General features: G+C 41.9%; 28 protein-coding genes. 22 read left to right on the top strand and 6 right to left on the bottom strand.

Annotated elements, in window-relative coordinates:
- Positions 1–8: 8 nt before the first annotated feature.
- Entirely contained in the window at positions 9–389 is a 381-nt protein-coding gene (locus tag CWB80_RS17840; protein ID WP_054554459.1) for a hypothetical protein, read from the top strand.
- 7 nt (positions 390–396) lie between these two features.
- Here CWB80_RS17840 and CWB80_RS17845 read toward each other — a convergent pair whose 3' ends face one another.
- The gene (locus CWB80_RS17845; protein ID WP_054554458.1) at positions 397–834 is read right to left on the bottom strand and encodes a PaaI family thioesterase; all 438 of its coding nucleotides are present in this window, start codon (positions 832–834) and stop codon (positions 397–399) included.
- 161 nt (positions 835–995) lie between these two features.
- Between CWB80_RS17845 and lexA the strand changes: the two genes are divergently transcribed.
- The 5 genes from lexA (at position 996) to CWB80_RS17870 (ending at position 6231) form a co-directional block, all read left to right on the top strand.
- Positions 996–1613, top strand: a complete 618-nt coding sequence (gene lexA, locus CWB80_RS17850) for a transcriptional repressor LexA (RefSeq protein ID WP_054554457.1) — start codon at positions 996–998, stop codon at positions 1611–1613.
- 437 nt (positions 1614–2050) lie between these two features.
- A complete protein-coding gene (gene coxB, locus CWB80_RS17855; protein WP_138601005.1) occupies positions 2051–3193 on the top strand; it encodes a cytochrome c oxidase subunit II in 1143 nt (380 codons plus the stop codon).
- Positions 3193–4788, top strand: a complete 1596-nt coding sequence (ctaD, locus tag CWB80_RS17860) for a cytochrome c oxidase subunit I (protein WP_054554455.1) — start codon at positions 3193–3195, stop codon at positions 4786–4788. The genes coxB and ctaD overlap by 1 nt, the downstream gene beginning before the upstream one ends.
- Positions 4788–5318, top strand: coding sequence for a cytochrome c oxidase assembly protein (locus CWB80_RS17865; RefSeq protein ID WP_054554454.1), 531 nt, complete (start codon positions 4788–4790; stop codon positions 5316–5318). The genes ctaD and CWB80_RS17865 overlap by 1 nt, the downstream gene beginning before the upstream one ends.
- A 37-nt stretch (positions 5319–5355) precedes the next feature.
- Positions 5356–6231: a cytochrome c oxidase subunit 3 gene (locus CWB80_RS17870; RefSeq protein WP_138601007.1), complete on the top strand. Its 876-nt coding sequence runs from the start codon at positions 5356–5358 to the stop codon at positions 6229–6231.
- Here the strand turns inward: CWB80_RS17870 and CWB80_RS23165 are convergent.
- Positions 6131–6442, bottom strand: a complete 312-nt coding sequence (locus CWB80_RS23165; RefSeq protein WP_138601009.1) for a DUF2909 domain-containing protein — start codon at positions 6440–6442, stop codon at positions 6131–6133. The two genes, CWB80_RS17870 and CWB80_RS23165, sit on opposite strands and share 101 nt — an antisense overlap.
- A 14-nt stretch (positions 6443–6456) precedes the next feature.
- Between CWB80_RS23165 and CWB80_RS17880 the strand changes: the two genes are divergently transcribed.
- From CWB80_RS17880 to CWB80_RS17940, 13 genes are all read left to right on the top strand, one after another.
- Positions 6457–7206 (top strand): SURF1 family protein, encoded by a 750-nt coding sequence (locus CWB80_RS17880; protein WP_138601011.1) that lies wholly within the window; start codon positions 6457–6459, stop codon positions 7204–7206.
- The gene (locus CWB80_RS17885; protein WP_054554451.1) at positions 7187–7681 is read left to right on the top strand and encodes a redox-active disulfide-containing membrane protein; all 495 of its coding nucleotides are present in this window, start codon (positions 7187–7189) and stop codon (positions 7679–7681) included. Before CWB80_RS17880 ends, CWB80_RS17885 begins: the two co-directional genes overlap by 20 nt.
- Before the next feature lie 20 nt (positions 7682–7701).
- A complete protein-coding gene (locus CWB80_RS17890; RefSeq protein ID WP_054554450.1) occupies positions 7702–8691 on the top strand; it encodes a COX15/CtaA family protein in 990 nt (329 codons plus the stop codon).
- Positions 8692–8700: 9 nt separating this feature from the next.
- Positions 8701–9609, top strand: coding sequence for a heme o synthase (gene cyoE / locus CWB80_RS17895; RefSeq protein ID WP_054554449.1), 909 nt, complete (start codon positions 8701–8703; stop codon positions 9607–9609).
- Positions 9606–10223: an SCO family protein gene (locus tag CWB80_RS17900; protein WP_054554448.1), complete on the top strand. Its 618-nt coding sequence runs from the start codon at positions 9606–9608 to the stop codon at positions 10221–10223. Before cyoE ends, CWB80_RS17900 begins: the two co-directional genes overlap by 4 nt.
- Positions 10224–10387: 164 nt before the next feature.
- Positions 10388–10660, top strand: a complete 273-nt coding sequence (locus tag CWB80_RS17905; RefSeq protein ID WP_054554447.1) for an STAS domain-containing protein — start codon at positions 10388–10390, stop codon at positions 10658–10660.
- 9 nt (positions 10661–10669) lie between these two features.
- Complete coding sequence (locus tag CWB80_RS17910) at positions 10670–11032, top strand: response regulator (RefSeq protein ID WP_054554446.1); 363 nt, start codon at positions 10670–10672, stop codon at positions 11030–11032.
- A gap of 15 nt (positions 11033–11047) precedes the next feature.
- The gene (locus tag CWB80_RS17915) at positions 11048–13129 is read left to right on the top strand and encodes a chemotaxis protein CheA (RefSeq protein WP_138601013.1); all 2082 of its coding nucleotides are present in this window, start codon (positions 11048–11050) and stop codon (positions 13127–13129) included.
- Positions 13126–13611 carry a chemotaxis protein CheW gene (locus CWB80_RS17920; RefSeq protein WP_054554444.1) on the top strand — a complete coding sequence of 162 codons (486 nt, stop codon included), beginning with the start codon at positions 13126–13128 and terminating at the stop codon, positions 13609–13611. Before CWB80_RS17915 ends, CWB80_RS17920 begins: the two co-directional genes overlap by 4 nt.
- 29 nt (positions 13612–13640) lie before the next feature.
- On the top strand, positions 13641–15968 hold the full coding sequence (locus tag CWB80_RS17925) for a methyl-accepting chemotaxis protein (protein ID WP_138601015.1): 2328 nt from the start codon (positions 13641–13643) through the stop codon (positions 15966–15968).
- A gap of 64 nt (positions 15969–16032) precedes the next feature.
- A complete protein-coding gene (locus CWB80_RS17930; protein ID WP_054554442.1) occupies positions 16033–16851 on the top strand; it encodes a CheR family methyltransferase in 819 nt (272 codons plus the stop codon).
- Positions 16848–17465, top strand: coding sequence for a chemoreceptor glutamine deamidase CheD (gene cheD / locus CWB80_RS17935; protein WP_054554441.1), 618 nt, complete (start codon positions 16848–16850; stop codon positions 17463–17465). Before CWB80_RS17930 ends, cheD begins: the two co-directional genes overlap by 4 nt.
- A gap of 8 nt (positions 17466–17473) precedes the next feature.
- Positions 17474–18508 carry a protein-glutamate methylesterase/protein-glutamine glutaminase gene (locus CWB80_RS17940; RefSeq protein ID WP_138601017.1) on the top strand — a complete coding sequence of 345 codons (1035 nt, stop codon included), beginning with the start codon at positions 17474–17476 and terminating at the stop codon, positions 18506–18508.
- On the opposite strand, the gene CWB80_RS17945 is transcribed toward CWB80_RS17940, so the two are convergent.
- Positions 18495–19526 (bottom strand): polysaccharide deacetylase family protein, encoded by a 1032-nt coding sequence (locus CWB80_RS17945; protein WP_249362635.1) that lies wholly within the window; start codon positions 19524–19526, stop codon positions 18495–18497. The genes CWB80_RS17940 and CWB80_RS17945 overlap by 14 nt on opposite strands.
- Here CWB80_RS17945 and dinF point away from each other — a divergent pair.
- Positions 19503–20837 (top strand): MATE family efflux transporter DinF, encoded by a 1335-nt coding sequence (gene dinF / locus CWB80_RS17950; RefSeq protein ID WP_138601019.1) that lies wholly within the window; start codon positions 19503–19505, stop codon positions 20835–20837. The genes CWB80_RS17945 and dinF overlap by 24 nt on opposite strands.
- 1 nt (position 20838) lies before the next feature.
- Here dinF and CWB80_RS17955 read toward each other — a convergent pair whose 3' ends face one another.
- Positions 20839–21108 (bottom strand): hypothetical protein, encoded by a 270-nt coding sequence (locus tag CWB80_RS17955; protein ID WP_054554438.1) that lies wholly within the window; start codon positions 21106–21108, stop codon positions 20839–20841.
- 14 nt (positions 21109–21122) lie between these two features.
- Positions 21123–21698, bottom strand: coding sequence for a Fe-S biogenesis protein NfuA (gene nfuA / locus CWB80_RS17960; RefSeq protein WP_054554437.1), 576 nt, complete (start codon positions 21696–21698; stop codon positions 21123–21125).
- A 411-nt stretch (positions 21699–22109) separates the two neighbouring features.
- On the opposite strand from nfuA, the gene CWB80_RS17965 reads away from it, so the two are divergent.
- Positions 22110–24662, top strand: a complete 2553-nt coding sequence (locus tag CWB80_RS17965) for a M14 metallopeptidase family protein (RefSeq protein ID WP_138601021.1) — start codon at positions 22110–22112, stop codon at positions 24660–24662.
- 6 nt (positions 24663–24668) lie between these two features.
- Here the strand turns inward: CWB80_RS17965 and CWB80_RS17970 are convergent, their stop codons facing one another.
- Positions 24669–25385, bottom strand: coding sequence for a ComF family protein (locus CWB80_RS17970; protein ID WP_138601023.1), 717 nt, complete (start codon positions 25383–25385; stop codon positions 24669–24671).
- Between the two features lie 58 nt (positions 25386–25443).
- Between CWB80_RS17970 and bioH the strand changes: the two genes are divergently transcribed.
- Positions 25444–26181, top strand: coding sequence for a pimeloyl-ACP methyl ester esterase BioH (gene bioH, locus CWB80_RS17975; protein ID WP_054554515.1), 738 nt, complete (start codon positions 25444–25446; stop codon positions 26179–26181).
- Positions 26182–26229 lie beyond the last annotated feature (48 nt).

The raw sequence follows: 26229 nt of genomic DNA on the forward strand, positions 1-26229 counted from the left end.
ACGAGAGTATGTCGGAAATTCAATTTTTAAATGTAGATCTGGAGCTTGAATCAAAGCACGATATTAGTGCGCTTGTTGCTGATTTGAAGAAAAACGCCATGGTTTTACATTATGACCAAGATGAATACCGCCAACTAGCACGTATTGAAGCAACCGCAGATATCAGCTCTCCAGATAAAGCCATTAACCAGCTTTGCGAGCTTATTGAGTCTTGCTCGCGCAATGCATTAAAACAGTGGTTATCGTGCTCAAAGCGTACATTTGATATAGGCTTTGAATCAGGTAATTCGCCTAAATGCTTTAACCAACCCCTGCATGCCGATACCTTGTTACGTATCTCTGCAATTGGCGCAGGGATTGAAATTACTATTTATCCTGTCGAAAAATAGCCTGAATTTATCGCTCTACAACAGCTGCGGTCATTCTTGATACGCAGCAAAGCTCTCCTGCGGCATTGGTAATTTTAATATCCCAAACAGAAGTTCGCTTACCTAAATGCAACGGTCTTGCTGTTGCTGTTAACGTTCCTTTGCGTGACGCTTTCATGTGGTTGGCATTAATTTCTTGGCCAACAGCATAGAACTTATTGAAATCAACCACGAAATTTGCTGCATAGCTTGCCACTGTCTCTGCTAATACAACGTTTGCTCCGCCATGAACCATACCCATAGGGTTATGATGCTCAGGAATAGCAGGCATAGTTGCCATTAAATAATCATCACCAATTTCAGTTACCTCAATGCCCATAGTTTTCATTAAAGTGCCTTGACCGGTGATCCCCTGTTCTAGCTCTTTGCAAAGCTCTAACGTGATTGGGTGGTGCCAAATACTCATTGTGTTTCCTTAGCCTGCTAATTAAAGCTAATACCTTATGGCATCTTTCGGTGTGGTTCAATGTTAGTTTTGTAGCAATATGATGGGGTTAATTTAAATTTGCGATTTTCAAATAACTGTATATACTCACAGTTAAATGTACTGTATGGAAAACCAGTTGTATGCGCCCATTAACTAAACGCCAATCGCAAATTTTAGAACTAATTAAAGTCTTTATTAAAGATACAGGCATGCCACCTACGCGTGCTGAAATAGCTCAAACATTAGGTTTTAAAAGTGCCAACGCTGCTGAAGAACACCTAAAAGCACTGGCTAAAAAAGGCATGATCAAAATGAAGCCTGGGGCGAGTCGCGGTATTCAGTTAATTGAAGAAGATGAGCCAGAGCAATTAGGCTTACCTTTAATTGGCCGTGTTGCAGCCGGTGAACCTATTTTGGCGCAAGAACATGTTGAAAGTCACTGCCAAGTTGATCCTTCATTATTTAAGCCTGCAGCCGATTTCTTACTGCGTGTAAATGGCATGAGTATGAAAGACATTGGTATTATGGATGGCGATTTGCTTGCAGTACACAGAACACAAGTTGCTGAAAACGGGCAAGTAGTTGTAGCTCGAGTCGATGAAGATGTAACAGTTAAGCGTCTAGAAAAAGCGGGTCGCAAAGTACTTTTACACGCTGAGAACGAAGAGTTTTCGCCTATTGAGGTTGATCTTGAGCACGAGTCGTTCAACATCGAGGGGTTAGCTGTTGGGGTTATTCGTAACGCTGATTGGATGTAACTTTTCCCAATTTGGTGCATCAAATTGACTCAATTTGGTGCGCCGCTGAAATTTTACTACTTAATTAGGATTTGTGAATCCTTACTCTTCATTTAAAGCCTTATATGGCGCAGTTTTCCTCTCTTTTTATATTTCGTTTTTACTCCTAAACATTAAATAACGCGCTGATTATAGTTGTTATTTCTGCACCAAAATAAACATTTATTATCATTAAAACTTGCTTATTGGTCATTTTTTAACTAATTGGTTAATACACTGTATTAACACCTAATTAATAAAAAGACACAAAAATGTGCGAGGTGTTAGACAGGGGGTAGGTATCATAAGTGGGTCAAAATGATACGTAGTCGCTCTGAACAATAAGAAAAACGAATGGGCACCTTGTTGTATCGCCTTTTCGCTTTGCGTCTTGCAATAGCATCTAAAGGAGCCGTCACATGGGTAAACTGCGTTACGCCTTGTGGCTTATATTGTTTGCACTTCCTGAGCTTGCATTGGCAAATAGCCAATACAATATGCGTAAAGGGGTGACCGATATAAGTAATAATGTTTATGAGTTACACATGACGATATTTATTATCTGCTGTGTAATCGGCATCATCGTATTTGCGGTGATGTTTTGGGCTTTAATACACCACCGTAAATCCAAAGGGGCCAAGCCTGCCCAATTTCATGAAAGTACAAAAGTTGAAATACTTTGGACTGCCATTCCATTTGTCATCTTAATCGCCATGGCTGTGCCTGCCACAAAAACCTTAATTGCCATGGAAGATGCCTCTAAAGCCGATATCACCATTAAAGTGACGGGCTCACAGTGGAAGTGGCATTATGAGTACATGGGTGAAGACATTGCCTATTACTCGATTCTATCTACTCCTAAAGATCAAATAGACAACCAAGCAGAGAAAACTGAACATTATTTGCTTGAAGTAGATAAACCGCTAGTACTTCCTATCAATAAAAAAGTTCGCTTTTTAATGACTTCAGACGATGTAATTCATTCATGGTGGGTGCCTGATTTTGCGGTTAAAAAGGATGCAAATCCTGGGTTTATCAATGAAGCGTGGACACGTATTAACGAGCCAGGCGTGTACCGTGGCCAATGTGCTGAGTTATGCGGTAAAGATCATGGCTTTATGCCTGTAGTGGTGAAAGCTTTACCTGAAGATGAGTTTGCTAATTGGCTTGCAGATGCTAAGCAAGAAAAAGCCAATGCGGCCGCAGCGGATGCTGCTTTGCTTGATCAAACATTACCGAAAGAAGAGCTTATGACCTTGGGTGAGCAAGTCTACATGGCTAGTTGTGCTGCATGCCACCAACCTACCGGTATGGGCCTACCTGGCGTATTTCCAGCACTTAAAGGCAGCCCGATTGTATTAGGTGATGTAAAAGATCACATAGATATTGTGTTACACGGTAAGCCTGGCACAGCAATGCAAGCGTTTGATAAACAGCTTTCAATCAAGCAACTTGCTGCGGTTATTACTTATAAGCGAAATGCGTGGGGTAATGACACCGGCGATGTTATCCAACCGAGTCAAATTCAAGCCGCGATTGATGCAGCAGCGGAGGCGAACTAATGAGTAACGTTATTAACGAGCAAGCAACTGGGCATGCGCATCACGACCATCATCACCCTGCTAAAGGTTTTAAGCGTTGGCTTTACACCACCAATCATAAAGACATCGGGAGTTTATACCTGATTTTTTCACTCACCATGTTTTTAATTGGCGGAGCAATGGCAATGGTGATCCGCGCTGAACTGTTTCAGCCTGGATTACAGTTAGTCGATCCGCACTTTTTTAATCAAATGACTACCGTACATGGCTTGATCATGGTGTTTGGTGCCGTTATGCCCGCGTTCACTGGGCTTGCAAACTGGATGGTACCTATGATGATAGGCGCACCGGATATGGCCTTACCACGTATGAATAACTGGAGCTTTTGGATATTGCCTTTCGCATTTTTAATCCTGTTGGCTTCGTTACTCATGCCGGGTGGCGGTCCTGCGTTTGGTTGGACTTTCTATGCACCACTCTCCACCACTTACAGTAACGACAACACCGCACTGTTTGTATTTGCTGTACATATCATGGGTATCAGCTCAATTATGGGGGCGATTAACGTTATCGTGACTATCGTCAACCTAAGAGCGCCGGGTATGACGTGGATGAAGCTGCCGCTATTTGTATGGACATGGTTAATCACTGCATTTTTGTTAATTGCTGTTATGCCTGTTCTAGCAGGGGCGGTCACTATGGTGTTGACCGATAAATACTTTGCAACCAGCTTTTTTGATGCAGCCGGTGGGGGCGACCCTGTGATGTTCCAGCACATTTTCTGGTTCTTCGGTCACCCTGAAGTGTACATCATGATTTTACCAGCCTTTGGCATTATATCGACTATCGTACCTACCTTCTCGCGCAAAAAGCTATTTGGCTACGCGTCTATGGTGTATGCAACTTCATCGATTGCGCTGCTAAGTTTTATCGTTTGGGCACACCATATGTTTACCACTGGGATGCCTGTGGCAGGCGAGTTGTTTTTCATGTACGCCACCATGCTCATTTCGGTGCCAACGGGCGTTAAAGTGTTTAACTGGGTGGCCACCATGTGGCGCGGTTCAATTAGCTTCGAAATTCCGATGATGTTTGCCATCGCCTTTATTGTGTTATTCACCTTAGGTGGTTTCTCTGGCTTGATGCTTGCGATTACACCGGCAGATTTTCAATATCATGATACCTATTTTGTGGTAGCACACTTCCATTATGTGCTTGTGACAGGAGCTGTGTTCTCAATTATGGCGGGGGCCTACTACTGGTTACCGAAATGGACCGGCAACATGTATAACGAAACGCTGGCGAAATGGCATTTTTGGTTATCGCTAATCAGTGTCAACGTGTTGTTCTTCCCTATGCACTTTGTTGGCCTTGCCGGTATGCCGCGTCGTATTCCTGACTATGCACTGCAATTCGCTGACTTTAACGCCATTATCAGTATTGGTGGTTTTGCATTTGGCTTATCGCAACTGTTGTTTGTGTTGGTGGTATTTAAATGTGCCAGAGGGGGCGAAAAAGCGCCTGCCAAAGTATGGGATGGAGCTGAAGGTTTAGAGTGGGAAGTCGATTCTCCAGCACCTTATCATACCTTTGAAACACCGCCGGAGATTAAGTAATGAACCATGCACCTTTGCTAAAAAAACTGCTGATTACATGCTTGCTCATGTTTGCTTTTGCTTTTGCAATGGTGCCGCTTTACGACGTGTTTTGCGACGTTACAGGGTTGAATGGTAAGCCATCATTAGAAAAAGCGAGCGCGAGTGAATCAATAAATACACAGCGTCAAGTTGATGTCAGCTTTACCACTCACGCTCAAAGCGGCGCGCCATTTAAGGTGCAGTCTGAGCAATACAGTGTGGCAGTACAACCTGGTGCCATGCGTGAAGTTAAATTCTCAGCGAAAAACACCAGTAATGAAGACAAAGTCATGCAAGCAATTCCATCAGTATCACCGGGTAAAGCGGCAAAGTACTTACATAAAATCGCCTGTTTTTGCTTTGATCAGCAGCCAATGAAAGCCGGTGAAGAAATGGAGTTTACCTTGTTGTTTTATGTTGATACTGAGTTACCCGACGATGTTGAGGAACTGACGTTGTCGTATACCGTGTTTGATATTAGCGGGCATGTTGTGGCTAAAAACGATTAAAAGCCGCCAAGCTAATTGCTAATTGGGAGCAAACAAAATGAATCAAAATTATGAAAAATACTATGTTCCAGCCGAGAGTCCTTGGCCAATAGTTGGTGCCATCGCGATGTTTTTAATTGCTGTTGGTGCTGGTTTAACAGTGATGCAAGTAAGTGGTGAGAGCAGTAGTGGCCAGTATGTGTTGTATCTAGGCATTGCCATATTAATCTATATGGTTTTTAGCTGGTTTAAAAACGTTATTGAAGAGTCTCATAAAGGGCTTTATTCAGCGCAAATGGATCGTTCATTCAAACAAGGTATGGGCTGGTTTATCTTCTCTGAAGTTATGTTCTTTATGGCATTTTTTGGCGCACTATTTTACGCCCGTATGATTTCGGTGCCTTGGCTTGGTGGCGCAAGTAATAATGCTATGACCAATGAAGTACTCTGGCCAACCTTTGAAGCCGTATGGCCGCTATTAACTACGCCAGCGGGCGAGACCACACAAGCTATGGGCTGGCAAGGTCTACCATTGATCAACACGCTTATTCTGCTTACCTCGTCGGTCACAATTCACTTTGCTCATGTTGCTATTGAAAACAATAAGCGCGGCGCTCTTAAGGTATTTTTATCTTTAACCGTGCTATTAGGTGTGATTTTCCTTGGCTTACAAGTTTATGAGTATATGCATGCTTATCAAGACCTAGGTTTGACCTTAGATGCGGGCGTTTATGGGAATACCTTTTTCTTGTTAACGGGCTTTCACGGTATGCACGTGACACTTGGAACCATTATTTTATTTGTAGTGCTACTAAGAATTTTTAAAGGCCACTTCACGAGTGAAAAGCACTTTGCCTTTCAAGCAGCTGCTTGGTATTGGCACTTTGTTGATGTGGTGTGGTTGTGTTTATTTGTATTTGTTTACGTGCTGTAGCTTTGTGAAGCGGCGACGGGTTGGTGTGAATAAAGCCTAATTTCATTGCGGCAATGATGAGCACCAGCACAATACCTGAAAACAGCACTCGACGACCTAAATAATGCGACATGGGTTTCGAGTGCTCTTTTGCTGACATCATCACAAACAGCGCTCTAAACAGGTTGAACAGAATATAAAGTAATAACAAAACAATAATGATTTTAATCATATTAGGTATTCCAAATGCAGTTAATTTTATGGCGCAAACAAAAGCTTAGCTCAATTATCGCAATTTGCGTTGTGATACTTGCAGTGCTTATTTGTTTACGACTCAGCGTTTGGCAATACCAGCGAGGCGAGCAAAAACAGCAGCAACTAAGTCAGTTAGCCGTTTCGAAAGAGCAAGGAGTTTTGAGCTGGCAAGAGCTGCAAAATTTACCTAGAGAGCTGAACAAAACGGGCTTGCAAGTCAAAGTCTCTGGCGAGGTAAATAAACAACAGTACTGGCTGCTTGATAATCAAATTTATCAGGGGCAAGTGGGCTATGACTTACTAGTAGCTATGACAATTACCGGCGAAACCGCGCCTATAATCGTTAACTTTGGTTGGTTAAAAGCTCCTGTAAACCGCAACCTGTTACCAACCGTTGAGTGGCCAGAATCAACAAGGTTTTCGGCCACAGTGCAATTGAAACAAGGCAACTTACAAGGCTTCACACTTGCCGATGAGATTGGTGCAGAACAAGGCTGGCCTAAGCGTATTCAAGGCATCGATTTAACAATTTTTAGTACTCAATTAGCAAAGCCCTTACAAGACTTTATTGGTTATCGTAATGAAGCAGATGGTATTGCAACCCCGCATTACCAGAGTGTCGTGATGGGGCCAGATAAACATTACGCCTATGCCGTGCAGTGGTTATTAATCGGCTTAGCGTGTGTAGTTATTGCTTTTTTTGCGATGAGAAGGAGAGGTTATGAAAATAAACCCGCTTAGTTTGTTCGTTTTGTGCTGTTTTGTGCCGTTGGCACTTGCATATGCAGCATTAAAGCTTGAGTGGTTACCGAGTGGTTCGAGTAATCATGGTGAGCTTTTAAGTGAAGAAGTGAAGCTAGTTGATTGGCAACAAGGCGAACCTAAACAATGGACTATTGCGCTTAATTATCCAAAAGAGTGCACTGATGTTTGTGCAAGCCAATTAGCCAGTCTAGATAACCTATATGTCGCTTTAGGTAAAAATCAGCAAAAAGTGGATGTGGCGGTACTGACAAATCAACAGCAGGTATCGGCAAATTGGCGTCAATTAGCAGTAAGTCCTGCACTCAAAGCGGGAGACCTATATTTAGTTGATCACATGGGCTTAGTGGTTTTGCATTACCCCTACACGGCTGAGCCAGAACAAAACAGACTGATTCAAAAAGGCTTACTTAAAGACTTAAAGAAACTACTTAACTATGCGCGTTCAAGTTAAACCTCATTAAGGGGATAAAGATGTATAAAAATTATAAATATTTAGTCTTAATTACGGTTTTCTTCTCAATCTTAGTTGTTGGGCTTGGTGCTTATACACGGCTGAGTGATGCTGGGCTTGGCTGTCCTGACTGGCCTGGGTGCTATGGATTTTTAACCGTGCCAAAACATGAAACTGCTCTGTTACATGTTGAGCAAAACTACCCTGATATGATGTTTGAGGCTGCAAAAGCATGGAAAGAAATGATCCACCGCTATTTTGCCGGTGCCCTTGGCCTATTAATTTTAGCTTTGTTTGTTTTTGCATTTTTAAAACGTCAATATCCAAATATGCCGGTTAAGCTGCCATTAGCACTATTATTACTGGTGGTATTCCAAGCCGTATTGGGCATGTGGACTGTCACTATGAACCTACAACCTTTAGTTGTAATGGGGCATTTGCTCGGCGGTTTTAGTATTTTGTCGTTGCTGTTTTTATTGTATCTACGTTTAAAGACCGAACCTGTTGCTAGCAGTGATAGCGGCGCAAAGCCATATTACCGGTTAGCGCTGGTGGGCTTAGTGGTGCTTATACTGCAAATTGCATTGGGTGGCTGGCTTGCGGCGAATTATGCAGCTCCACATTGCAATGGCTTACCGCTGTGTAGCTACGGACAACCGTTTTCTTTGAAGAGTGTGTTTCAGCTACCGCTTGAGCACAGCACCTATGAATATGGCGTTTTATCGCAGCAGGCGCGTATGTCTATTCATCTGCTACACCGTATTTGGGCGCTGGTTACTTGTGTGGTGTTAGCACTGATCATGTGGCGCATATATTCACGCTGTTACTCTCGAAAAATTAAGCACTGTACCGTCACTGTATTAATCGCTTTGTTGTGCCAAATCTGTTTAGGCCTAGCTGTTGTGCACTGGCACTTTCCATTAAGTGTTGCACTTGCGCACAACCTAATGGCCGCATTGTTACTGCTTAGCATGGTAAGACTATGCTTCCACTTAAAAATAAGAACCTAGGAGGCTGTGATGGCATTATTACTAAGCTCAGAAAAATCATTATTTATTCAAAGCTCAGAGTTACTTAAAGATTACTTAGCTATCAGTAAATTTAAAGTGGTTGCCATGCTTGTACTCACAGCATGGGTTGGTCTGGCATTAGCTCCTGATGTTGGGCGAGGAGTATTTGTGCAACTTGCAAGCTTGCTAGGCATTGGTTTGCTGTCGGCCGCAGCTGCTGTGATCAATCATGTTGTTGATAGTGAAATCGACAGTAAAATGGCACGTACGCGCCATCGCCCTGTGGCAAAAGGTCGACTCAGTAAACAGCACGCTTTGAGCTTTGCTGGAGTGATTGGCGTAATAGGTTTTATGATGCTTGTGATTTGGGCGAATACACTTACAGCCATTCTTACTTTGTTTGCGCTTGTTGGCTATGCCTTTATTTACACTTCATTTTTAAAGCGTGCCACACCGCAAAATATTGTTATTGGTGGTTTGGCTGGAGCTATGCCACCGCTGTTAGGATGGGTATCTGAAACTGGCCATATGGCTGCTGCACCATGGTTATTGGTGATGATTATATTTACCTGGACCCCACCACATTTTTGGGCATTAGCGATTGCACGTAAAAGTGATTACGAGCGGGCAAAAATTCCGATGCTGCCAGTTACTCACGGTATTGAATTTTGTAAAACATGTGTAGTGGCTTACAGCATTTTACTCGCGTTAGTGTGTGTACTCCCTTACTTAATTGGTATGTCAGGGCTAATTTATTTGCTTGGGGCGAGCATACTAAATGCTGTTTTCATTTATAAGGCGCTGAAGCTGAAAATAGCACCTAAAGATGATACTGCAATGGACTTATTTCGTTTTTCAATTGTGCATTTAATGCTACTCTTTATTGTCTTATTTATTGATAAATGGTTAGTTTTATGACGCGAATAGTCGCTTTATTATTTATGGGCTTGGTGTTATTTATTGCTGGATGTGAAAAAAATAATAGCGTCCCTGAGGTGGAAGCGCTGGTTTATGAGCAAGCGAAACCGATTAGTCCTTTTTTATTAACTGATCAACATGGTGCGCCTGCAGATAACAGCCAATTTATGGATCATTGGAATTTGGTCTTTCTAGGTTACACCAGTTGCCCAGATATTTGTCCAATGACACTAGCAAAACTAACCGCGATTCAAAAACAGTTAAGTCAAGATTACAAAGTACAAGTATGGTTTGTTGCTGTTGATCCAAAGCGTGACACAACTGAAAAGCGTAAAGCTTATATTGATTACTTTAATCCTAACTTTCTTGCTGTTTCAGGTCCGCATAAACAACTTTTTCCATTTGTAAGAGAGTTAGGCTTAATTTACGCAATTAACGATAGCGATCAGCAAGAATACGCAGTTGATCATAGTGCATCAGTTGTTTTAGTTGATCCTACAGGCTCTGTTAGAGCTATTTTTAAACCACAATTTAAGCAAGGTAATGTGCCATTAGTAGATGCTAGCAAGTTAACGGAGGAGTTTAAGTTAATAGCAGACTATTATGCAGAATAAAGCATTTGCCTTGCGATATTAGCTAACAATAGTAAATACATTTTTTGCCATAACTCGCTAAGCTACTAAAAAAATTTACTATTTTTTAAAGCAATTTATGGCAATTTCGTTTAGTCAGTCTAAGCTTTTATTATGAATTGTTTTAAGCAGGGAAGATTCAAATAATGTTAAAGCTCCCTATTGAATTAGCCATTACTCAGGTCGAAACACTCCATCAAGATTTGCTACAAGAATTGTCTGCGAATGACGATATTTGTCTTGATATTAGTGAAGTGACACGAGCTGATACGGCGTCAATTCAGCTTTTATGTGCGCTGCAAAAACATTTGCTTTCAGTACAACACAAAATCATATGGGTTGGTGAAAGCAAGCCTTTGCAACAAGCAATTACTAGTTTGGGTTTAAGCCATTATCTTGTGCTTGAAAATGCCAATTAAGAGGTTTTTATGAAGAGAATTCTAGCTGTCGATGATTCTGCATCAATGCGCCAAATGGTCAGCTTTACACTAAAAAAAGCAGGCTTCGATGTAACAGAAGCAAAAGATGGTAGCGAAGCACTAAATATCGCTAAGCAACAAGGTTTTGATGCGGTTATTTCTGATGTGAATATGCCTGTCATGGATGGCATTACTCTTATTCGCGAGCTGCGTAGCTTACCTAATTATAAATTTACACCACTACTAATGCTGACTACAGAGTCAGGGCTTGATAAAAAAACAGAAGGTAAAGCTGCTGGAGCAACAGGGTGGATTGTTAAACCATTTAATCCTGAGCAATTGTTAGCGGTATTGAAAAAAGTGATTCGCTAATAATAGGAGCGGGGCATGAGTATAGATCTAAGCCAATTTTTTGAGGTTTTCTTTGAAGAAAGCTTCGAAGGTCTTGATGCAATGGAAGCCGAGTTATTGAACTTGGTGCCAGGCGAAGAAGACTTGGAAACGATAAATACAATTTTCCGTGCTGCACACTCAATAAAAGGAGGCAGTGGTACCTTTGGTTTCAGCGCCGTTGCTGACTTTACTCATGTACTTGAGACTTTGTTAGATCAAATCCGTGAAGGCTCTCGTACCTTAACCGCAGAACACGTTAATCTACTTCTCAAGTCGGTTGATTGCTTAAGAGCGTTGTTAAGAACATTGCAAGCGGAGCAGCAGCCAGACTTAACAGAGGCTGATGAGTTACGGGTTAAATTTGAAGAAATTCTGGGCATGCGCTCTAAGAGCAAAGTTGTTCAGCAGCAGGCAGTTAGTAACGAAACTAACATAAAAAATACCTTTCAAATTGACTTCAAACCCCATCATCATTTATTTAAAACTGGCAATGAACCACTGTACATGATCAGTGAACTTGCTGAGTTGGGTGAGCTAGAAACACAAGCCTTTCAAGATGATGTCCCCGATATTACTAACCTTGCCCCCGAAGACTGTTTCTTATCATGGCGTTTTTTCTTAACCACAGACAAAGAGCAAAGTTGCATAGAAGAAATTTTTGAGTGGGTTGAGGATGACGCTGACATTGCTATCACATTGTGCGGTGGCTTGTTTGGTGATGAAGAAATTACAACGACTGAAACGGCTACAGCAGTTGTCGAACAAAAGAAAGAAGTCGAGCCTATTCCAGTTAAACCAACTACTGATACGAAAAAACCAGTACCCGTTAAAGCGACCACAGCCAATGCAGAGTCAACCTCAATCAGGGTTGGTATCGACAAAGTTGATTCATTGATCAACATGGTGGGTGAGTTAGTTATTACTCAAGCGATGTTAAGCCAGTTAGGTGAGCAAGAAATAACCGAAGCAACCATCGCCTCGTTACAAGAGGGCTTAGCGCAACTGGCACATAATACTCGTGACTTACAAGAAAATGTCATGCGTATTCGTATGTTACCAATAAGCTTTGTATTTAGTCGCTTCCCTCGGTTAGTTCGTGATATCTCGCAAAAGTTGGATAAACAAGTTGAGCTTAAATTGCTTGGTGAACAAACAGAACTAGACAAAACGGTGATGGAGAAGCTTTCTGATCCTATGGTGCATCTAGTGAGAAACTCCTTAGATCATGGCTTAGAGACCGTTGATAAGCGTGTTGCTGCGGGCAAAGACCCTGTTGGCACTGTGACGCTTAATGCATTTCATCAAGGCGGTAATATTGTTATCGAAATTATGGATGATGGTCAGGGGCTCAACACGCAAAAGATCAGAGAAAAGGCGATAAAAAATGGCTTGATCTCTGAAAGTGACGATTTAAACGATAACGAAATTAATGAGCTTATCTTTTTACCTGGCTTTTCGACAGCGGATCAAGTGAGTGACTTATCTGGCCGCGGTGTTGGTATGGACGTGGTTAGGCGTAATATCGAAGCGCTCAGTGGCTCGGTTGAGGTGGCTTCAGCGCCAGGTGTCGGTTCAACCTTCACCATCCGGTTACCTCTTACTCTAGCTATTTTGGATGGTCAATTGGTTAAAGTTGCCCAGCATACATACATTATTCCACTCATTTCTATTATTGAGTCACTACAAATTGATATCAGCAAAGTCAGTCGCGTCGGTAAAGATTTAGATGTACTTCGTTTGAGAGATGAGTACATCCCAATTTTAAGGCTTTACAATATTTTTAATCACAAAGGTGCGATAGAAACGCTTGATAGAACTTTGTTGGTTGTTGTTGAGAGCGATAATCAAAAAGTTGGTTTGTTGGTTGATGATTTATTATCACAGCAACAAGTGGTTATTAAAAGTTTAGAGGCGAATTATCAAAAAGTTGATGGTGTATCAGGAGCGACAATTTTAGGAGATGGCAGAGTATCTTTAATTATAGATATCAGCGGCTTAATTAAATTGTCAGGCTTAAGGAAGCCAGGAAGCCAAGAGTTAATTATTGAATCAAAAGCTAATTTGGAGGCGTCATGATTGTTGAGCACGATGACCTACAAAGTAAGCTGAATATCGGGCAAGACGAAGATATTAAACAGTTTTTAACCTTTTTCATGGCTGATGAAGAGTACGGTGTAGATATTCTTACGGTACAGGAAATTCGTAGTTGGGAAGAAATTACTGAAATTCCAAACTCACCTGACTTTGTTAAAGGCGTTATAAATTTGCGCGGCACTATAGTTCCTATTATTGATTTACGGCTGCGCTTTGGCTTGCCCGCTGTCACTTATGGACCGTTAACTGTCGTTATTGTACTGAAAGTTAAATTAGAGAGCACATGTAAAATTATGGGTATCGTGGTTGATGCCGTTTCGGATGTCTATAGCATTGCAGAGCATGAAGCGAAAGCGGTGCCGCACTTGTCTGACTCAGACAACACTCAATTTGTTGCGGGTTTAGTCAATGTGGGTGAAAAGATGGTCGCGTTACTAGACCTACAAAAAACAATGGACATTTAATTGGGTAGATTAACAAGAAGGTGAAGGGTATGGGATGGTTTAGTAGTCCTAAAAACGTTGAGTCAAATAATGATTTAGTTGTTGCAGCACTGAACAAATCGCTGGCAGTTATTGAGTTCGAACCAAGTGGAAACATAATCACTGCGAATGCTAATTTTTTGAATGCCATGGGTTACCGACTTGAAGAAATTCAAGGGCAACATCACGCAATTTTTGTTGATGACCAAGAAACTCAAAGTCCTGAATACCAACAGTTCTGGCAGCGCTTGCGCACAGGTGAATTTATGTCAGATGAATTCAAGCGGTTTGCCAAAAATGGTAAAGAAATTTGGATTCAAGCTACCTATAACCCAATTATTGATAGTAATGGCAATGTCGTTAAAGTTATTAAGTTTGCCAGTGATATTACAGCGCAAAAAGAGCTAGAAAAAAAATCTAAGCGTGATGCAGATCTGTCAAACGCGCTTCGGGTCTGCCAAGCCAATGTGATGATTGCTAATAATGACCTAGAAATTATTTTTGTTAACGACCAAGTACAAAAAATGCTTAAGTTTCGTGAAGAAGCTTTAAAAGAGGTGCTGCCAAACTTCTCGGTTGATAGCTTAGTTGGCACCTGTGTTGATGACTTTCATAAGCAACCATCTCATCAGCGTGAAGTACTAAGAACCTTGACCGAGCCTTTTAAAACAACGCTTAAAATTGCGGATTTAATATTTAGTTTAATAGCAACGCCGTGGCTCAGTGTATCTGGAAGTCGTCTAGGAACAATTGTTGAATGGCAAGATATCACTGATAGCGTGGCAAAAGCGGAAGCTGAAAAACGTGAAGCAGAAGAGAATCTTCGTGTTCGACGCGCGTTAGACCGTGTGGCAACCAATACCATGATTGCAGACGCCGGCAATAATATTATTTACATGAACGAAGCTGTTTTAAATATGATGAAAGCAGCTGAAAGTGATTTACGTAAAGACTTACCTAATTTCAACAGTAGTAACCTCATTGGTCAAAATATTGATGTGTTCCATAAAAACCCAGCACATCAGCGCAATATGCTGGCGAAGCTGAGTAGCACATATAGCACTGAAATATATGTTGGTGGTCGAACATTTGGATTAGTTGCAAACCCTATCTTTACGCCAGAAAACGAACGAATTGGTACGGTTGTAGAGTGGGAAGATAGAACGGCTGAAGTGGCGATTGAAAAAGAAATTGCAGGCCTTGTTGCTGCTGCCGGGAATGGTGATTTAGAAGCGCGTGTTGAAGAAGCGGGCAAACAAGGATTCTTCTTACGTCTAGCGCAGGGCTTGAATAGTCTAGTTAGTATCGTCGATGATGCAGTAAAAGACACGGGCAATATGCTTGATGCCATGGCAAATGGTGATTTATCAAAACGAATAGAACAAGAGTACCAAGGTTCATTCGATAAGTTAAAACGTGATGCAAATGCCACAGCTGATAAGCTTACTGAAGTGATTAATCGCATTAATACCTCTGCAACGCTCGTTGCCAGTGGTGCAGAAGAAATTTCGCAAGGTAATGCAGATTTAAGTCAACGGACTGAAGAGCAAGCTTCATCACTTGAAGAAACAGCATCAAGCATGGAAGAAATGACCAGTACGGTTCGTCAAAATGCTGATAATGCAAAAGAAGTGAATGAACTTGCGGAAGAAACGCGTACAAAAGCGCAAAAAGGTGGTGAAGTTGTCAATCGCGCCGTAACCAGCATGTCGGCAATTAATGAATCGAGTAAGAAAATTGCTGACATCATTAGTGTGATTGATGAAATAGCTTTCCAAACAAACCTACTTGCGTTGAATGCTGCAGTCGAAGCTGCACGAGCAGGTGAGCAAGGCCGAGGTTTCGCTGTTGTTGCTGGTGAGGTCCGTAACTTAGCACAGCGTTCAGCCGCCGCAGCAAAAGAAATCAAAGAATTAATCCGAGACAGTGTTGGCAAAGTTGAAGATGGTACATTACTTGTTAATGAATCAGGTTCAACATTGCAAGAAATAGTAACAGCAGTACAAAGAGTTACGGCAATGATCTCTGATATTGCCCAAGCATCAGAAGAGCAAAGCTCTGGCATTGAGCAAGTTAATAAAGCCATCGCTCAAATGGATGAAATGACTCAACAAAATGCAGCTTTAGTTGAAGAAGCATCAGCTGCGGGCGAATCAATGGCTGAACAAGCAAATGATATGCGCCGCTTGTTAAACTTCTTCTCGTTATCAAATAACGAAGTTGATATTTCAAACAGCGCTAGTTCAGCGCCTGCAGCTAAACAGCCAAGCTCACCAGTGCGTTCGGCACCAAAAGGCAACAATTTTGTTGATCCCAGTGACGAGTGGGAAGAGTTTTAAACTCTTCCCGACTTTATCTTAATAAGTTAATTGCACCGACTGTTACAGCTGCAGGGTCTAACACATGAAAGAGTTTTTATTAACGGATAATGATTTCAAGGCTATTTCTTCTCAGGTGTACGATGCGTGTGGCATTGTATTGGCGGAGCATAAACGTGAAATGGTTTACTCGCGTTTAGCAAGACGTATCCGCCATCACAAGCTAAAGAGTTTTAGGGAGTACTTAGGTTTTCTTGATGAGAATAAAGAGCAAGAGTTCAGTGAATTTATTAATGCTATAACCACTAATCTGACTTCTTTTTTTCGTGAGCCCCATCACTTTAATTACCTGAAAAATACTATAGTGCCAAAACTATTGGTTGGTAATGCAAAACAAAAGCGGGTAAGGGTCTGGTCAGCTGGCTGTTCCACTGGCGAAGAGCCTTATACGATTGCTATGACATTGCATGGTTTATTTCCACCCGATTGGGATGTGAAAATTTTAGCCACCGATTTAGACTCAAATGTACTCGCAAAAGCGCAGGCTGGCACCTATACCGCAGCAAATGTGAATGGACTAGACAAAAGCCATCTTAAGCGCTGGTTTTTGAAAAGCCACGATGGAGAACTTTATAAAGTAAAGCCCGAACTACAAAAGAACATTTTTTTTAAGCGTCTAAACTTATTACAGAGCTGGCCTATGAAAGGACCGTTTGATGTGATTTTTTGTCGTAATGTTGTTATCTATTTCGATAAGCCAACCAAAGACGAACTTTTTAAACGCTATCACGACTTACTGACTAACACTGGCTACTTATTTTTAGGGCATTCAGAGACATTAGGGAAGGATCATAAGGAATTTAAAAACTTAGGCCAGACTATTTACCAAAGGGGCGGATCATGAATAGTCACTTCCGGCCTGTTATATCTGGCTTTGAGCATGTGAAACGGTTTTGGGATAATCGTCGTGGGAAGGTAATTGCTAAGGTATTACCTGGCGAGTTTTATGTCTCTAAAACTGATGAATTGATCACGACAGTGCTTGGTTCATGTATTGCAGCATGTATTTATGATGAAGGCCTAGGAATTGGCGGCATGAATCACTTTATGTTGCCTGTAGAAAAAGGAGTCGATCCTAGTAATGCTCATAGTCTTAATTGTCGTTACGGTAACTGGGCAATGGAATATCTGATCAATGAAATCCTTAAAAACGGTGCTTCTAGGCGCAATCTCAAAGTAAAACTGTTTGGCGGAGGGAAAATAATCCGCTCAATGACTGATATTGGTGTTGGCAACATTCGTTTTGCAAATGCTTATATACTTGAGGAAGGTTTAGATTTAGTATCTCATGATGTCGGTGGGCCTTGGCCCCGAAAGGTGATGTTTGATCCTCAAACAGGTAAAGCCCAAGTAAAAAAAATGCGTGAACTGCATTCAGATAAGCTCGAAAAACGTGAAATCAAATACCTACACGATATCGAACAGCAAGATGCAGAAACGGATATTGAATTATTTTAGGAGAGCAAATGATCAAAGTACTCATAGTTGATGATTCTGCTTTGATCCGTGGTTTACTCAAGGAAGTACTCGAGCAAGCAGAAGACATTCAAGTTGTTGGCGCGGCAGAAGATCCTTATCAAGCCCGAGATTTAATTAAGCGCCTCAATCCTGATGTCTTAACGCTGGATATCGAAATGCCGAAAATGGATGGATTAAGCTTTTTAAAAAACTTGATGCGCCTTCGTCCTATGCCAGTTGTGATGATTTCAACACTGACTCAAAAAGGCTCACCCATTACACTGGAAGCCCTCGAAATTGGTGCTGTTGATTTTATTGCTAAACCAACTATCAATGTAACAGAAAACTTGCAGCGATATGCACATTTACTTCATCAAAAAGTACGCACAGCCGCAGGTGCAAGAATACGTGCATTTAAAGAAACAAAAATTGAAGACGATAGCGCCTTAACAGCACTGCAATTTAAGCCCAATAGTGTACTTGCAATTGGTGCTTCAACAGGTGGAACAGAAGCAATTAAAGAAGTGCTTGTGCGCATGCCAGAAAACTGTCCACCGATAGTGATTACACAGCATATCCCGCCGGTTTTTAGTACTTCGTTTGCGATGCGCATGGATAGAACCTGCAAAATTAGTGTTAAGGAGGCTGAACATGGCGATAAGTTACAGTCAGGTTGGGCGTACATTGCGCCAGGCGATCAGCATTTAAGTGTAGTGAAAAAAGCAGGCGGCCTATACTGCCAGCTTGATACTAATGAGTTGGTTAATCGCCATCGCCCAGCGGTTGATGTGCTATTTAACTCCTTGGTTGTGGCTTGCCCTAAAGCGGTTGTGGCTGCGTTATTGACCGGTATGGGCAGCGATGGCGCAAAAGGCATGCTCGCATTAAATCAAGCAGGAGCTTACACCATCGCGCAAGATGAATTATCGTCAGTGGTATGGGGCATGCCAAAAGCCGCAGTCGAACTCAATGCGGCTAATGAAGTGGTTCGCCTTGATAAAGTCACAGCGCAAATGCTAAAACAAGCAGTTAAGGTACAATAACCCAAGGTTGAGAGAACCAATAATAGCTGCCTTTCTTCGCGATAGAAGGGGCCGTGCAGTTAAAGCGAGAACGGCCTTTTTTCAGTTTTTCAGGTGATGTGATCTTCACCGTATCTTTACTAAGCCAGGTTAAATCAGCTTGACCAATACCTGATACATAACAAGCAAACTGGCTTTTATGAAAGTCCTGCATATCAAATTGCATCGTTAAACTAGGTGGGTTTTCGTCTGTCACACTATCTGAGTAGGTGAGCTGTTTGATAGTGAATGCTTGAGAGTCGAGTTTAGTGGCAAGTGTTTCAAGCTTTGAATAAAAGCCCGATGCTGGAAAACGGGGTAATCGGGTAAAGTCAGAATGGATACCAACAGCACCCGAATGCTGACCTATACCAACAAAGCCTAGCGATTTTACTAGTTGTTGCAATGAATTATTAAACTCGCCATAAGGGTAAGCGAGGTATTTATAATCATGGCCAATTTCTTCTTTAATTCGCTGCTGGGCAGATAAAATGTCTTTTTTAGTACGTGCAAGCCATGCTTCTTCACTCTCGCCTGGTTGTTTGCGATGTAAGTAATTATGAATTTGCGTATGGTTGCTAATTAAGGCACCTTTTTTCGATAGCTCCTTTAACTGCTGCCAAGTCATTACATAGCTTTTGCCTTCATCAATTAGCTCGGGATTGACGAAAATAGTGTACGGATAGCCAAATTTTTCTAAGATGGGCGCTGCTTCTTCATAGTTATTTTTGTAGCCATCGTCGAAGGTAATCGCGACGGTTTTATCTGTTAGCGGTTGGCCTGTTTGTAATGAGGTAATGAGTTCATCTAATGGAATAACGTTAAAGTTATTATCTTTTAAATATTGCATATGTTCAGTGAATGTTTCGCTACTGACACTGGTAACCACAGGAAGGCTTTCACTGACGTGGTGATACTGTAGAATGACTGCACCATGGGCGCGCAAAGATAAACCTAACAGGACTGCAAATACTACATGAAACATTTTCTTAAACGTCATAAGGCACACCATAAAAGTTTACTGTTATTAGCCGGTCCGATGATTTTATCAAATATTACCGTGCCAATGTTAGGTTTAGTTGATACTGCTGTAATCGGCCACTTAGGAAGCGCTCACTATTTGGCTGGTATAGCGCTCGGCTCAGCAGTTATCTCGTTATTATTTTGGCTAGCAGGCTTTTTGCGCATGAGTACCACAGGTTTGGTTGCCCAGGCTTATGGTAAAAGCGATCATACCTTGCTCGCTGAGCTATTAAAGCGCAGCTTGTTACTAGCAACAGCGGTTGCGCTGTTATTAATAGCGCTGAGTATACCTATTCAATCCTTAATGGCATATTTATCAAATGCTAATGAAGCTGTTTTAGAACAAGCAAATAGCTATTTTTCTATTCGTATTTTTAGTGCGCCAGCTGCTTTATGTAATTTGGTTTTACTTGGTTGGATGCTAGGTGTCCATTATGGCCGCGGGCCTTTTTATTTATTACTAATCACCAATATTACCAATATCGTGCTTGATATTTATTTTGTGGTGTTTCTTGATTGGGGTGTGGTTGGAGCTGCGTGGGCGTCTTTAATTGCTGATTATATCGCCCTTGCTTTTGCACTTATGTTAGTTGCTCAGCTCGCCAAAAAGCAAGGTGTCAACCTTGCCGTGAAAGCCTGGTTAAGTGTTGCTAAGTTACTTGATTTGGTGAGCTTAAATCGCGATATTTTTATTCGCTCACTAGCACTCCAGCTGTGTTTTAGTTTTATGACTTTTTATGGCGCACGGATCGGCGAAACAACTTTAGCGGCTAATGCCGTATTGCTAAACTTTTTAATGTTGGTGAGCTTTGCGCTTGATGGTATTGCTTATGCGAGTGAAGCTAAGGTCGGTAAAGCGAAAGGTGAGCACAGCGCTAAGCAGATTAAGTTATGGGTTAATTTGAGCTTGTTTTGGGGCGGGTTATTTGCGCTGTTTTATAGCCTTATATTTTTATTATTTGGTGAGGCAATTATTCGCTTACTTACCGATGTGCCCGAAGTTATCAGTCTTGCAACGGTTTACCTTCCTTGGGTGATTATATTGCCTATCGCGGCGATGGGCTGCTTCTTATTTGATGGCGTATTTGTTGGTTTAACCCGTGCTAAAGATATGCGTAATACTATGCTATTTAGTGCTTTAGTGGGCTTTTTTGGGCTGTTTTGGTTAGTGAGTAGCTGGCAAAATCATGGTTTATGGTTTGCGATGACCAGCTTTATGCTGATGCGCGGGTTAACGCTGTGGTTTCGCTACCGTAAAATTGTTAATAATCAGCAATTATTAGATTAAATTACTTCCACAAATCAGGGTCGTGATTTTTGGGTGAAGAGCGCTCTAAAACTTGCGCGAAGCGGTTGGCAAAAATACCTAAATAGCCCCAACCAGCAAAGAATAAAGCCACTGCGAGTATGACTAGGCCAATTAATTGAAATAGTGCGGGCCCATAATAACCTATGGCAATAAAAATCACGGCTAGCACAAACAGTGCTAGGCCGCGAAGAAAGCGTTTTAAGCTTAATTTGGGATCGCTACCTAAGCGAAATACCCATTTTTTAAGCATGCTTTAGATACCGGTTAGTAGTAAGAGTGCTCACCAGATTGGTGATCAGTAATGTCTCTTACACCGTTGATTTCGTCAAACTTGGCGATCATTTCTTTCTCGATGCCTTCTTTAAGTGTGACGTCAATCATTGAACAACCGTTACAGCCACCGCCAAATTGCAGTACCGCGATACCGTCAGCTGTAATTTCTACTAGGCTTACTTGACCGCCGTGGTTAGCGAGCTGTGGATTAACTTCGGTTTCAAGCATGTGTTGAACACGCTCTTGTAGTGACGCATCATCGCTAAGTTTGCGTGCTTTTGCGTTTGGTGCTTTAAGCGTTAACTGAGTACCCATTTTGTCAGTTACAAAATCGATTTCAGCTTCTTCTAAGAAAGGGGCGCTTTCTGCATCAACAACGGCATCAAAACCATTGAATGGTAGACGAATATCAGTCGCTTCAACGGCGTCTTCTGGGCAGTAAGATACACCACACTCAGCCTGCGAAGTACCTGGGTTTACTACAAACACACGAATGTTTGTTTGTTCAGCTTGGTCTGCTAAAAGTTTAGCAAAATGAGATTGTGCAGATTCAGAAATAGAGATCATAAAACGGACTATACTTTCTAGAGCGCGTTTACTTTTCGAGATTAGATTTGCAGCAGCGAGTTTGGGATTTAGACAAGGCGGAGCACGCGAAGTGTAGTTTTTCTACATAAGTCGTGCGATAACGCAGTATAAATACCAAACACGCACTGCCCACAGGGTTCTGCCTAGGAGCGCCTTACTCTGTGTTGCTCGGACTTTACATAGAACTACTATGCTACAGTCCTCGCGCCGTAATTAAGGCGCTCCTAGGTTGAACAAATTCTAATCCTGAAAGGTCAACACGCTCTCAATTACTCGGATACTGTGTATCATACTCCGCTCATCGTGTTGTCGCCAGTGTTGAGCGTAAAAAGTTGCATCTATTTTATCGAATGGTAGCGTTAAAACATCAAATAATTACGGGTGCTATCTATGCGTTTCATAATAACAATATTAACCATGCTAGTGAGCGTTAGCGCATTAGCAAAACCTCTTTCTTATTACTTTGAACAAGATGTGAAATTTGACCCAAGTATTCCGACTCCTGAACAGGTGTTAGGCTACGAAGTGGGTGAGTGGCATGTACGTCACGATCAGCTTGTGCAATATATGCAAATTCTTGCTGAAAAAAGTGACCGAATGAATTTTAAAGTAATCGGTCGTACTCATGAGCAGCGTCCATTGGTGATGCTAACAATTACAGCGTCCGACAAACTTGGCCAAGTTGAGCAAATTCGTAAGGCTCACTTAGCTCGCCTAAATGGTGAAGCAAGTGACTCAAGTAAGCAGCCAGCGGTTGTTTGGATGGGTTACAGTGTTCACGGTAATGAATCATCAGGTAGCAATGCGTCGTTACTGGTTGCGTATTACCTTGCAGCTGCACAGGGCCCAGAAATTGACGCCTTACTTAACAACACGGTTATTTTACTCGACCCATCATTAAACCCTGATGGCTTAGCGCGTTTTGCAAATTGGGCAAACAGCAACCGTGGCATGAAGTTATCATCAGATCCGCAAACTCGTGAGCATATCGAAAGTTGGCCTAGTAGCCGTACTAACCATTACTTGTTTGATTTAAACCGCGACTGGTTATTACTACAACATCCTGAATCACGTGCACGTATTGCACAGTTTCACCAATGGAAACCGAATATCCTAACTGACTTCCATGAGATGGGCCCAAACAGCACTTATTTTTTCCAACCAGGGATCCCAACTCGTAAGCACCCAATCACGCCTGAAGAAAATGTCACGCTGACTAAAGCAATTGCAAACTATCATGCAAAGACACTTGATGAGCACAACGCACTTTACTTCACTGAAGAAAGCTTTGATGACTTTTACTATGGTAAAGGCTCAACTTACCCAGACGTCAATGGCGGTGTAGGCATCTTATTTGAACAAGCGAGCTCGCGTGGTCACTTACAAGAAACGATCAACGGTCCGTTAAGCTTCCCGTTTACAATTAAAAATCAGTTATTAACTAGCTTATCGACATTCCAAGCAGCGATTGATAACCGTACAGACTTACTTGATTATCAAGCAAAATTTTACAACAAAGCAGTTGATCTTGCTGGTGATGAAGACTTTAAAGGGTATGTAGTTAAAGGCGGCGCTGATCAAAGCCGCATGCAATACTTCCTTGATTTACTTAGACAACATCAAATCAATGCGTACATGTTAGAAGAGCCGTTAAAAGTAAACGGTCAAAGCTTTTCTGAGCAGAGCTATTATGTGCCATTAGCACAGCCACAATTTCGTTTAATTAAAGCAATTTTCAGTGAGCAGCAGCGTTTTGTTGATAATACGTTTTATGATGTATCTGGCTGGACACTTGCTCATGCCTTCAACCTAGAATTTGCAAAGGTAAGCAGCAACTGGGGTTTAAATGTGGCAAAAATGCCTTGGCAGCAAAGTGTTAAGTCAAGCTTTGCAGCATTACCGCAAAGCTATGCATACGCATTCAAATGGGATGACTACCTAGCGCCAAAAATGCTTAATAGCTTACTCGAGCAAGGCGTGAAAGCACGTGTGGCATTAAGCCCACTAACAGCAAAAACACCATCAGGTGAAATCGCTTTTGAGCCAGGTAGTATTCTTGTTCCTGCTGGTCTGCAAACTGATAGCAACTGGGTTAGTTATTTAAACCAAGCACAGAATGAGTTTGGCATTGAAATTACACCCATTAGTTCGGGCTTAACGGTGAAGGGGGCTGATTTAGGTTCTCGTGCAATGGCGGTCGTGAAAGCGCCTAAAGTATTGCTAGTGGGTGGTCAAGGAACTAGCCAGTATGAGCTGGGAGAAGTGTGGTACTACTTAGATCGTTTTGTTGGTACAGCGCCAAGCATTATCGAAATGGAACGTTTAGGTAACATCGACCTTGAAAACTACAGCCATATTATTTTAGCGCACGGAAATTTCAATCGTCTTGATGATGCGACTAAAGTGGCTATTAAGTCGTGGGTGCGTAAAGGCGGTGTTATTTGGGGTCACAAAGGCGGTGCTAAGTTCTTAGCCGATCAGCAGCTACTAAAAGCCAATTACTTATCTCGTCGTGATGTAGCGAGTGCCTTTGATACCACAGGGCTTAGCTATGCTGATAAAGATCACTTAGCAGGCCGTCAGCGTATTGCCGGCGCAATTTTTAATACCTCTGTAGATTTATCTCACCCACTTACCTATTCGCTGAATCGTAATACATTACCTGTGTTTAAGAATAGCACTTGGCTACTTGAGAAGTCAGATGCCCCATTTGTTAATGTGCTTACTTACACAGATAAACCGCTTTTAGCTGGCTTTACTGATGACGTAAACGTAGAGCAAGTAGCGGGTGCTGCTGGCCTCATTGCGCATTCATATGGCAAAGGCAGTGTGATAGGCATGACAGATAACCCAGTATTCCGTGGTTACTGGTACGGCACGAGTCGATTACTAAGCAATGCCTTATTTTTTGGTAATGCCTTTCATGCCTCTGGTGATAAATAATCACACTTAATCATAATGCAGGTTGCCTAACCCTGTTAGGCAAGTGAGCATAGCCCATATTTGCTTCGCCCCTGCATTTTTTATGGCTTCTGTCGCAGCATTTAAAGTTGCGCCAGAGGTCATCACATCATCAACAACTGCCACGGTTTTCCCTGTTAAATCTTGCTGACAAACAAATGCATTTTGTAGATTTTTAACTCTTTTCGCTTTACTTAACTGTGATTGTGCTTTGGTTGCTTTTTGCTTGTAAAGAGCTGAGCTAACAGTACATTGCTGGTTTTTTAAAACAGGCAGCCAAGTTTGGCTTACCTGATTAAAGCCGCGTGCTAAAAAGCGTTGATTATGCAGAGGCAGCACAATAAAAAGGTCTGGCCAATTTGCATTAACTTGACGAGCTAATTGCAGCTGTTTCCCTATCACTTGTTGTAGTGCCACACGAAAATATTGTTGGTCATTAAATTTCAATTGCTTGAGCCAAAGTTTAAAAGGTGCTTGATACCACGCACAGGCAATTAAATGGTCAAAATTACTATCAGGAAATGCATCACATATATCTGGTCGGTGTAACAGATTTGGATGGCGTGTAAGGTCAAATAAATTAAGGTCATCTAAACAATACTGACACAAAGCTTGATCAGCCTGTATGTGATTCTGGCAACTAATGCAAAAGTTGGGGAATAGTGCGTCTAGCCCTAGTTTTAAGGCATGAGGTAAGTGAGACATTGCATTCATTCCTTTAAACGCTATTATGAGCGCTAAGTGTGGTTGGGAAATACAAAATATGCAAAATGATATGGTGCTATTACATGGCTGGGGAATGAACCAAGGGGTTTGGCAAGTGATCAAACCTGAGCTTGAGTTTTTTCATGATGGTGAAGTCCGTTGCCTTAATTTACCTGGCTTTGGTAACGCACAGTCTATTCCCACACCTTACACATTGCACGCTGCGGCTGAGCAACTAAGTACACAGCTAAATGATCAGTCTATTCTTGTTGGCTGGTCGTTGGGCGGGCTTTTTGCCTTGTATATTGCAGCACATTGGCCTGACAAAGTAGCAAAGGTTGTGTTGGTTGCCTCAACGCCTTTTTTTGCGCAAACCGACGAATGGCCGGGTATCAAACCTGACGTATTAAATGCATTTAAAGATCAGCTAGTTAGTCACAGAGAAAAAACGATAGAACGGTTTTTGGCGATACAAGCGATGGGCAGTGAATCAGCTCGGGATGATATTAAGCAACTTAAAGCACTTTTAAACCAATACCCTGCGCCTCAAGAGCAAGCTTTAAGTGCGGGCTTAGACATTTTACAGCAGGATGATTTACGGGAGCTATTCGCTAACCTTAGCGTACCTGTGCGTGGTATTTTCGGTCGCTTAGATTCATTAGTACCGTATCGTGCGATTGAAAAAATGCATGCCATACAACCCCAGTTTGAATACGAGGTTTTAGATAAAGCTTCACATGCGCCTTTTATTTCTCATAAAGCAGCATTTATATCAGCACTGAAATCAATGTGTTAAGCAAAACTCGCTGAGAGACCAGAAAAATAGCGGGATTTAGCTTTATTT

The sequence above is a fragment of the Pseudoalteromonas sp. S1650 genome (assembly GCF_005887195.1).
GTDB lineage: Bacteria > Pseudomonadota > Gammaproteobacteria > Enterobacterales > Alteromonadaceae > Pseudoalteromonas > Pseudoalteromonas simplex.